Annotated in this window: 4 protein-coding genes and 1 pseudogene; 1 reads left to right on the forward strand and 4 read right to left on the reverse strand. The window is 56.5% G+C overall.

All coding sequences use genetic code 11. The annotated features are described in order from the left end of the window. Positions 1-208 (forward strand): annotated as a pseudogene (locus ACXRVY_RS24155) (hypothetical protein); the annotation flags it as partial. A gap of 101 nt (positions 209-309) precedes the next feature. On the opposite strand, the gene ACXRVY_RS24160 reads toward ACXRVY_RS24155, so the two are convergent. From ACXRVY_RS24160 to ACXRVY_RS24175, 4 genes are all read right to left on the reverse strand, one after another. Further along, positions 310-594, reverse strand: a complete 285-nt coding sequence (locus ACXRVY_RS24160) for a helix-turn-helix domain-containing protein (RefSeq protein WP_411740698.1) — start codon at positions 592-594, stop codon at positions 310-312. A gap of 32 nt (positions 595-626) precedes the next feature. Then, positions 627-1,235 (reverse strand): LysE family translocator, encoded by a 609-nt coding sequence (locus ACXRVY_RS24165; RefSeq protein ID WP_108219795.1) that lies wholly within the window; start codon positions 1,233-1,235, stop codon positions 627-629. Next, a complete protein-coding gene (locus ACXRVY_RS24170) occupies positions 1,228-1,869 on the reverse strand; it encodes a site-2 protease family protein (RefSeq protein WP_223458550.1) in 642 nt (213 codons plus the stop codon). The genes ACXRVY_RS24165 and ACXRVY_RS24170 overlap by 8 nt, the downstream gene beginning before the upstream one ends. 12 nt (positions 1,870-1,881) lie before the next feature. Next, the coding region (locus tag ACXRVY_RS24175; RefSeq protein ID WP_458238443.1) for a hypothetical protein at positions 1,882-2,468 on the reverse strand (587 nt) is incomplete at its 5' end.

The raw sequence follows: 2,468 nt of genomic DNA on the forward strand, positions 1-2,468 counted from the left end.
AGCCAGGACCATGCAAATGGCGATTCAAAAACGCTGGAAACGAGACACCCCTTGGAACTGGAATATCAAACACGTGAAATGGTTTATAGATCGGCATCTGGAAAATCACACCCCATCCACTCGGTACTACTATCTGCTCACTGTAAAACTGATCTACAAGCGTCTGGGAAAAGGCACTCGGCGGGGATCGGGCAGTGTTTTTCAATGACAAGGGACAGCCACAGGACATCTTCCAGCACAACTCAAACGGCTCACCAAAAACCCGAATGATTGCGCCTCAAGAGCCCGTCTGAGCGATACCGAAGCGCGTTATCCACCCACGACCATCGGCAACACCTTCGGCAATCCGCTGCGAGGAAGATCCTCCAACCCATCGATACCGGACGCCAAGTAACGGCTACGCCACTTGAACACTACCGGTGCCGAGATGTTCAGCCGGAAGCTGATTTCCTTGGGGGAGAGTCCGCTTTCCAGTAACAGCAGAATCGAAGCCCGGGTGACACTTCTATACGGCAGAAGTCCGGAACGGGCGATTTTCTTCAGTCGCTCGCGGTCTTCGTCCAATAGTAAAAAGTTGATTGCCTTTCTGGCCATGAAGCCTCCTTGGTTAAATCATTCAAGTCTGTTTATTTGCTGGCTGAAGCCATCAGCACGCCAAAGCAAAAGAAGGTGATACCCGACAGTTTACCGACAATCCTGGCGCCCTTGTTCGTGGAGAGCCAGCCTCTTGCGCCGTTGGCCATGAGGGCATATCCGGTATGAACCAGTACGACGAGCAAGCTATAGGACGACACCAGCAAGAAGAACTGGCTGTAGTAGTTACCCTCCGGTTTGATGAACTGAGGGAATACTGCGAGAAAGAAGAAACCGGCCTTGGGGTTCAGCAACTGGATCGACAACGCCTCGACGAATCGACGCCACGGACGCGACGAAGTGACTTTGAGTTCGGGGATAAAACTCTTTGTACGCCACATCTTGATCCCCAGGTACAACAAGTACAGTGCGCCGATGTATTTGAGAATGGTGAACGCAGTGGCCGAGGCGGCCAGGATCAACCCTACGCTACTGGCGGAAATACCCGCCACGACAAAAGCGCCCAACGCGATACCGAAGATGCCGGGCAGCGAACCGGTCCAGCCGTGACGCAGCGAGTTGGAAATCGTCAGCACCACCCCAGGACCGGGGCTGAGCACGGTCAGGGTTGCCAGAATTAGAAACAGTCCGTAACTAGCCATGAATCACTCCACTAGGCAGGGAACTCAGAAGACTCTGTGTAGCCCAAACGATGTACTTGCTTAACAAACCCGTGAACAACAACCCGGCGCCGGTGACATAGAGGCAGGGCTGAATGTGCTTGTAGTAATTCCACACGCGCTCACTGCTCAGGGCCTGAATGCACGTCGCGCCATCCAGTGGCATCACGGGCAGCATGTTGACCACACAGAGGAATAGATTGAGAGACGCGCAGGTCTCCAGAAACGCGACCAACCAGGCGTGTTCCTGCACCTGGTTGCGCACACCGATGCAGAGTGCGGCCAGCAGCAGGTTTGCCACCGGCCCGGCCAGTGCGGTGCACAATAGCCCGGCCTTGCGAGAGGACAAATGCTCGCTGATCGGCACCGCTTTGCCCCAACCCACCAACATCCCKGGCAGGGTCATCAGCGACGTCAGGATGAATAGCGAAAACGGCACCACCGCCGTGCCCAGCAACGAGCAATGCTTGAGTGGATTGAGGGAAACACGCCCGCCCGCCACCGCCGCCCTGTCACCAAACAGCGCGGCCGTCAGCGCATGGGCAGCCTCGTGCACCGTCACGGCCAGGACCAGCGCCGGGATCAATATCGACAGTCCAGCGAGCAGATTAGCCATGACCTCCCCTCCCTACTCCGCACGCTGCTCAAGGGCGGCAAACGGCTGAGTCACGTTTGCGTGATCCTCAATCAGTGGCTTGATAGCCTTCATGATCGGCTGGACCGCGCAGCCGAAGTTCACCACGTACTCGGCGCGCAAGGCGCGGATGTTGCGCTTGAACCGTTCGTCCTGGGTAAGTGTCGGCAGATAGTCAGTTAACCGGTCGATGTCCTGCTCGGTCAGCCGCAGACCGATGTCGTTCAACACCGTTAATTCCCAGGGATCGTAGGGCAGATCGCTGGCTTCGGTGCCTTCGCGTACCGGCTCGATGCCCACAGTGATCACCGGTTTCTCGAACAGAAACGCGTAGTCGAAAATCACCCCGGAGATATCGGAAATCATCACGTCGCTTTTGGCCATGGCCTCGAACGGAATCGGCGAAAAGTCCCACTCCAGGCGCAGGTTGCCGGGGAACAACGCTTGCAACTCCTGGATCAATGCCGGCTCCGACACCAGGCTTTGCGGATGAGGACGGATGATCAGGTTGATGTCTTGCTGCGTCAGCCCATGGAGAAACTTGCTGCCGTGCAGGCTCAACAGACCATTGCGTCCCCAGG

This window comes from Pseudomonas sp. P5_A2_2, assembly GCF_054177685.1.

Excerpts from the sequence above, each read along its gene's own strand:
- ACXRVY_RS24160 (WP_411740698.1), bottom strand. The coding sequence starts at position 594 with ATGGCCAGAAAGGCAATCAACTTTTTACTATTGGACGAAGACCGCGAG.
- ACXRVY_RS24165 (WP_108219795.1), bottom strand. The coding sequence starts at position 1,235 with ATGGCTAGTTACGGACTGTTTCTAATTCTGGCAACCCTGACCGTGCTC.